Source organism: Enterobacter sp. 118C5 (assembly GCF_034107645.1).
In the GTDB taxonomy this organism is placed as follows: domain Bacteria; phylum Pseudomonadota; class Gammaproteobacteria; order Enterobacterales; family Enterobacteriaceae; genus Enterobacter; species Enterobacter nematophilus.
Map to the genome: position 1 here is coordinate 22,600 of NZ_JAWNEU010000023.1, position 6,384 is coordinate 28,983.

At 52.9% G+C, this 6,384-nt stretch carries 6 protein-coding genes and 1 other annotated feature (1 of these 7 only partly in view); of the genes, 3 read left to right on the plus strand and 3 right to left on the minus strand.

The window, feature by feature from the left end; translation table 11 throughout:
- Positions 1–71, minus strand: a sequence feature (Phe leader region); it reaches 55 nt to the left of the window's first position.
- The 3 genes from pheL to bamD all read right to left on the minus strand — a co-directional run bounded on the left by pheL (position 23) and on the right by bamD (position 1,521).
- Positions 23–70 carry a pheA operon leader peptide PheL gene (gene pheL / locus UTO39_RS21690; RefSeq protein WP_100249759.1) on the minus strand — a complete coding sequence of 16 codons (48 nt, stop codon included), beginning with the start codon at positions 68–70 and terminating at the stop codon, positions 23–25. (Overlaps the previous feature by 48 nt.)
- Before the next feature lie 103 nt (positions 72–174).
- Complete coding sequence (raiA, locus tag UTO39_RS21695; RefSeq protein ID WP_008502470.1) at positions 175–516, minus strand: ribosome-associated translation inhibitor RaiA; 342 nt, start codon at positions 514–516, stop codon at positions 175–177.
- 267 nt (positions 517–783) lie between these two features.
- A complete protein-coding gene (bamD, locus tag UTO39_RS21700; protein WP_023308867.1) occupies positions 784–1,521 on the minus strand; it encodes an outer membrane protein assembly factor BamD in 738 nt (245 codons plus the stop codon).
- 131 nt (positions 1,522–1,652) lie between these two features.
- Here bamD and rluD point away from each other — a divergent pair, with 131 nt between their 5' ends.
- From rluD to clpB, 3 genes are all read left to right on the plus strand, one after another.
- Complete coding sequence (gene rluD / locus UTO39_RS21705; RefSeq protein WP_028014116.1) at positions 1,653–2,633, plus strand: 23S rRNA pseudouridine(1911/1915/1917) synthase RluD; 981 nt, start codon at positions 1,653–1,655, stop codon at positions 2,631–2,633.
- The gene (yfiH, locus tag UTO39_RS21710; RefSeq protein WP_253543056.1) at positions 2,630–3,361 is read left to right on the plus strand and encodes a purine nucleoside phosphorylase YfiH; all 732 of its coding nucleotides are present in this window, start codon (positions 2,630–2,632) and stop codon (positions 3,359–3,361) included. Before rluD ends, yfiH begins: the two co-directional genes overlap by 4 nt.
- 129 nt (positions 3,362–3,490) lie before the next feature.
- Positions 3,491–6,064 (plus strand): ATP-dependent chaperone ClpB, encoded by a 2,574-nt coding sequence (gene clpB, locus UTO39_RS21715; protein ID WP_041908644.1) that lies wholly within the window; start codon positions 3,491–3,493, stop codon positions 6,062–6,064.
- Positions 6,065–6,384 lie beyond the last annotated feature (320 nt).

Below are 6,384 nucleotides of genomic sequence, written 5' to 3' on the forward strand. Positions count from 1 at the left end.
CACACGACGAAACGCCTCCCGTTCAGGGGAAGGTAAAAAAGAATGCGAAGAAGAACGGCGTAAGTTTCATAAAGTCATCCTGTGATTGATACCGTTAAAGTACCCGTACTGTTTTCACCCTGTCAATAAAAAACGCGCCCGAAGGCGCGTTGGCGGTACACTCAATTTAAAGGATTACTCTTCTTCAACTTCTTCCGCGAAGCTGGCGTCTTTCACCGATGTTGTGGCGCGACGGGCTTCACCTTTGTGTTGCACTTTATTGAGCTGCCGTTCCAGCTTGTTGATCAAATCGTTAATTGCGGTGTACATATCCTCATGTTTTGCGCTGGCGACCAGATGGCCGTTTGGAGTATTGATAGTTGCGTCAGCGATGAAACCCTGAGGCTCCTTGGACAGGATGATATGTGGATTAATCAAATGTGTTTGCCATTTATCCAGTTTGGCGAGACGGTCTGCGACGTGCTGGCGAATTGCCGGAGTAATTTCCATTTGTTTACTGGTAATGTTCATTGTCATAAATTTTACCTCTTGTCTTTCCGTCTTGGTGATTCCAGCATACCCGACCTAATGTCAAAATGTGTGATTTAGATCACGTTATTTTGTTGGTTTTTGTCAGGGAATCTTTTTTGTGAGGCAGGGCAGGAAGAGGTGAGATTTACCTTGTGGAAGGTACGAATTGCGGTCATAGTTGACGGGATGTGTTGGGGCTAAAGCGCTTCAGCGGATGTCTGAAATGAATAAAAAACGGCAGCCTTCGGGCTGCCGTTTTGCATTGAAGCGATATCAGGTGTTGCTGCTGTTCGCGGCGATGATTTTCGCCACTTTTTCAGCCTGAGCGGTCATCTGCATCTGACGGTAAGCATTTTCCATCAGCTTCAGGCCGTCACGCGTAGCCTGAGTATCCGGATAATCACGCAGCATACCTTCTACGCGGTTAACCACCGCAACCCATGCGCCACGGCGGGTATAGTATTCCGCAACGGAGTACTCATATTTCGCCAGACGATCTTTCAGGAACACCAGACGTTTAGTCGCGTCTGTGACGTACTGACTGTTCGGATAGCCGCGCACCAGCTTGGAGAAGTCATTGAAGGCATCGCGCGCATGCTGCGGATCACGGTCGGAGCGATCTACGCCAAAGAAGCCCTGCAGAGCACTGTCGTCCAGCGCCATGTTGGTCAGACCGCGCATGTACATAACGTAATCGATGTTAGGATGAGTCGGGTTCAGACGCATGAAACGATCGATAGTTGCCTGAGCCAGCGGCAGATCGGCATTTTTGTAGTAGGCGTAGATAAGATCTAACTGTACCTGCTGCGAATACGGACCAAATGGATAGCGATTATCCAACGCTTCCAGTTGCGTTATCGCCTGTTTCCAGTTACCGTCCTGCAACTTTTGTTGTGCAGTCGCATAGATTTCATTCGGCGGATTGTCAGGGACCTGTTCATTCGAACCGGAGCAGCCCACCAAAGCCAGGCTCAACGTGGCCGCTGCCACCAGATATTTCATGCGCGTCATGACGTTTTGACTTTCCTCAAATGTTTGTCCGGGAGAAACTCTGTTCCTGCTCCCGATTAAGACCAGCTACAATAGCACACTATATTAAACGGCAAAGCCGTAAAACCCAACGTTAAACAAAGAAGCAGTTTATGGCACAACGAGTAGAACTCACCGCAACAGTCTCCGAAAATCAGCTCGGTCAACGCTTAGATCAGGCTTTGGCCGAATTGTTCCCTGATTATTCGCGTTCACGCATAAAAGAATGGATCCTTGACCAGCGCGTGCTGGTAAACGGCAAGATCTGGGACAAACCAAAAGAGAAAGTGTTTGGTGGGGAAGCTGTTGCCATCAATGCTGAAATCGAAGAGGAAATCCGCTTCGAGCCGCAGGATATCCCTCTGGACATCGTCTATGAAGATGATGACATTCTGGTGATCAACAAGCCGCGCGACCTGGTTGTTCATCCGGGCGCGGGTAATCCTGACGGTACGGTACTTAACGCACTTCTTCATTATTATCCGCCGATTGCGGATGTTCCACGTGCGGGCATCGTTCACCGTCTGGATAAAGACACCACCGGGTTGATGGTGGTGGCGAAGACCGTTCCCGCTCAAACCCGTCTGGTGGAATCGCTGCAGCTGCGTGAAATCACCCGCGAATATGAAGCGGTGGCCATTGGGCACATGACCGCTGGCGGCACGGTAGAAGAGCCGATCAGCCGTCACCCGACGAAACGTACCCATATGTCGGTGCATCCGATGGGTAAACCGGCGGTGACGCACTATCGCATTATGGAGCACTTCCGTATTCATACGCGCCTGCGCCTGCGCCTGGAAACCGGCCGTACTCACCAGATCCGCGTACATATGGCGCACATTACCCATCCGCTGGTGGGGGATCAGGTGTACGGCGGTCGTCCGCGTCCGCCGAAAGGCGCATCGGATGAGTTCATCAGCGTATTGCGTAAATTCGATCGTCAGGCACTGCACGCGACCATGCTGCGTCTTTATCACCCCATCAGCGGTATCCAGATGGAATGGCATGCGCCTATCCCACAGGATATGGTGGAACTTATTGACGCCATGCGTGCCGATTTCGAAGAACATAAGGATCAAGTGGACTGGTTATGACCAAACTGATTGTCCCGGAGTGGCCGCTGCCTGCAGGCGTGGCCGCCTGTAGTTCGACCCGTATTGGCGGCGTGAGCCAGGGCGCGTGGGAGTCTTTAAACCTTGGCGCGCACTGCGGCGACAACCTGGAACATGTTGAAGAGAACCGCACGCGCCTGTTTGCTGCGGGAAATCTGCCCTCGAAACCGGTCTGGCTGGAGCAGGTTCACGGTAAAGCGGTACTGAAGCTGACGGGAGAACCTTACGCTTCTAAACGCGCCGATGCCTCTTACAGTAATACGCCGGGCACGGTTTGTGCCGTAATGACTGCCGATTGTCTTCCGGTTCTGTTCTGTAACCGCGCGGGCACTGAAGTTGCTGCCGCGCATGCGGGCTGGCGTGGCCTGTGCGAGGGCGTGCTGGAAGAGACCGTCGCCTGCTTTAATGATGATCCCGCTAATATCATGGCCTGGCTTGGTCCGGCGATTGGCCCTCGCGCTTTTGAAGTGGGGCCAGAGGTTCGCGAAGCCTTTATGGATAAAGATCCGCAAGCCATTGAGGCCTTCCAGCCTGCCGGGGAAAAATATCTGGCGGATATTTACCAGCTCGCCCGCCAGCGCCTGAATAATATTGGCATAACGCAGATCTTCGGCGGCGATCGCTGTACGTTCACCGAAAAGGGTGATTTTTTCTCCTATCGCCGCGACAAGACGACGGGTCGTATGGCAAGTTTCATTTGGCTGATATAACCTAAAGAATCAAGACGATCCGGCACGTGCCGTTTTCTTTTCACATAATTCAGGTCATTAACCTTGAATAATTGAGGGATGACCTCATTTAATCTCCAGTAGCAAATTTGACCTGTTATGGGAGGAGTTATGCGTCTGGATCGTCTTACTAATAAATTCCAGCTTGCTCTCGCCGATGCCCAGTCCCTTGCACTGGGGCACGACAACCAATTCATCGAACCTCTTCATTTAATGAGCGCCTTGCTGAATCAGGAAGGGGGATCGGTACGTCCTTTATTAACGTCCGCTGGCATTAATGCTGGCCAGTTACGCACCGCTATCGATCAGGCGCTGAGCCGTTTACCGCAGGTAGAAGGTACCGGCGGCGACGTGCAGCCGTCTCAGGATCTGGTGCGCGTGCTGAACCTTTGCGACAAGCTGGCGCAAAAACGTGGGGACAACTTTATTTCGTCGGAGCTGTTTGTTCTGGCGGCGCTTGAATCACGCGGTACCTTGACCGACCTGCTGAAATCTGCCGGTGCAACCACCGCCAATGTGACTCAGGCGATTGAGAAAATGCGCGGAGGTGAAAGCGTGAACGATCAGGGAGCCGAAGACCAGCGTCAGGCTTTGAAGAAATTTACGGTCGATCTGACCGAACGTGCTGAGCAGGGCAAACTTGACCCGGTTATCGGCCGTGACGAAGAGATCCGCCGTACGATTCAGGTACTGCAACGCCGTACCAAAAACAACCCGGTACTGATTGGTGAGCCTGGTGTTGGTAAAACCGCCATCGTTGAAGGGCTTGCGCAGCGTATCGTAAACGGTGAAGTGCCGGAAGGGTTGAAAGGCCGCCGCGTGCTGGCGCTGGATATGGGCGCGCTGGTGGCCGGTGCGAAATACCGCGGTGAATTTGAAGAGCGTTTGAAAGGCGTGCTGAACGACCTGGCGAAACAGGAAGGCAACGTCATTCTGTTCATCGACGAACTGCACACCATGGTGGGTGCCGGTAAGGCCGACGGCGCGATGGATGCCGGGAACATGCTGAAACCTGCGCTGGCGCGTGGTGAACTTCACTGTGTCGGTGCCACTACGCTTGATGAATATCGTCAGTACATTGAGAAAGATGCCGCTCTGGAACGTCGCTTCCAGAAAGTGTTTGTTGCTGAGCCAAGCGTTGAAGATACCATCGCGATCCTGCGTGGTCTGAAAGAGCGCTATGAGCTGCACCACCACGTGCAGATTACTGACCCGGCCATCGTTGCGGCGGCGACGCTTTCGCATCGGTATATCGCCGATCGTCAGTTGCCGGATAAAGCAATTGACCTGATCGATGAAGCTGCGTCGAGCATTCGTATGCAGATTGACTCGAAGCCGGAAGAACTGGATCGACTCGACCGCCGCATCATTCAGCTCAAGCTGGAACAGCAGGCGCTGAAAAAAGAGTCCGATGAGGCCAGTAAGAAACGCCTGGATATGCTCAATGAAGAGCTGGACGATAAAGAGCGCCAGTATTCCGAGCTGGAAGAAGAGTGGAAAGCCGAGAAAGCCTCCCTCTCTGGCACGCAGACCATAAAAGCGGAACTTGAACAGGCCAAAATTGCCATTGAGCAGGCTCGCCGTGTGGGCGACCTGGCACGTATGTCTGAACTGCAGTACGGCAAAATCCCTGAGCTGGAGAAACAGCTTGAGATAGCCACGCAGTCTGAAGGCAAAACCATGCGTCTATTACGTAATAAGGTGACGGATGCAGAAATTGCCGAAGTGCTTGCTCGCTGGACCGGCATCCCGGTAGCGCGGATGATGGAAAGCGAACGCGATAAGCTGCTGCGTATGGAGCAGGATCTGCATCAGCGCGTGATTGGTCAGGACGAGGCGGTTGAAGCGGTCTCCAACGCTATTCGCCGTAGCCGTGCTGGGCTTTCCGATCCGAATCGCCCGATCGGTTCGTTCCTGTTCCTGGGGCCGACCGGTGTCGGTAAAACCGAACTGTGTAAAGCGCTGGCTAACTTTATGTTCGACAGCGACGATGCGATGGTGCGTATCGACATGTCCGAGTTTATGGAGAAACACTCCGTCTCGCGTCTGGTTGGTGCGCCTCCGGGATATGTTGGTTATGAAGAGGGCGGTTACCTGACCGAAGCGGTGCGCCGTCGTCCTTATTCGGTCATCCTGCTGGATGAGGTGGAAAAAGCGCATCCGGATGTGTTCAACATCCTGCTTCAGGTGCTGGATGATGGTCGTCTGACCGACGGGCAGGGGAGAACGGTCGATTTCCGTAATACGGTCGTCATCATGACCTCGAACCTGGGTTCCGATTTGATTCAGGAACGTTTCGGTGAACTGGACTATAGCCATATGAAGGATCTGGTGCTCGGTGTGGTGAGCCATAACTTCCGTCCGGAGTTCATTAACCGTATTGACGAAGTGGTGGTATTCCATCCTCTGGGTGAGAAACACATTGCGTCGATTGCGCAGATCCAGCTGCAGCGTCTGTACAAACGTCTGGAAGAGCGTGGATATGAAATTCACATCTCCGACGATGCGCTGAAGCTGCTGAGCGAGAATGGTTACGATCCGGTTTATGGTGCGCGTCCACTGAAACGTGCTATCCAGCAGCAGATCGAAAACCCGCTGGCGCAGCAGATCCTCTCCGGTGAGCTGATTCCTGGCAAAGTTATTCGTCTGGAAGCCAACGACGATCGCATTGTGGCAGTGCAGTAAGTCACAAAACGCAAAAACGAGCCGCTTGCGGCTCGTTTTTGTTTAAAAACCAGGCAAAAATTAAGGTCTGGGATGCGCTTTGCCTGGAAAGTGAGCAACCAGTAAATAATTTTCACTTTATCCTTGCAGCTTCGGAATTACTCCCTATAATGCGCCTCCACTGACACGGAACAACGGCACACGCGCCGCCGGGTCAGCAGAGAAAAGCTAAATAAACGCTTGACTCTGAAGCGGGAAAGCGTAATATGCACACCCCGCGCCGCAGCGAAAACGAAGCGGCACTGCTCTTTAACAATTTATCAGACAATCTGTGTGGGCAC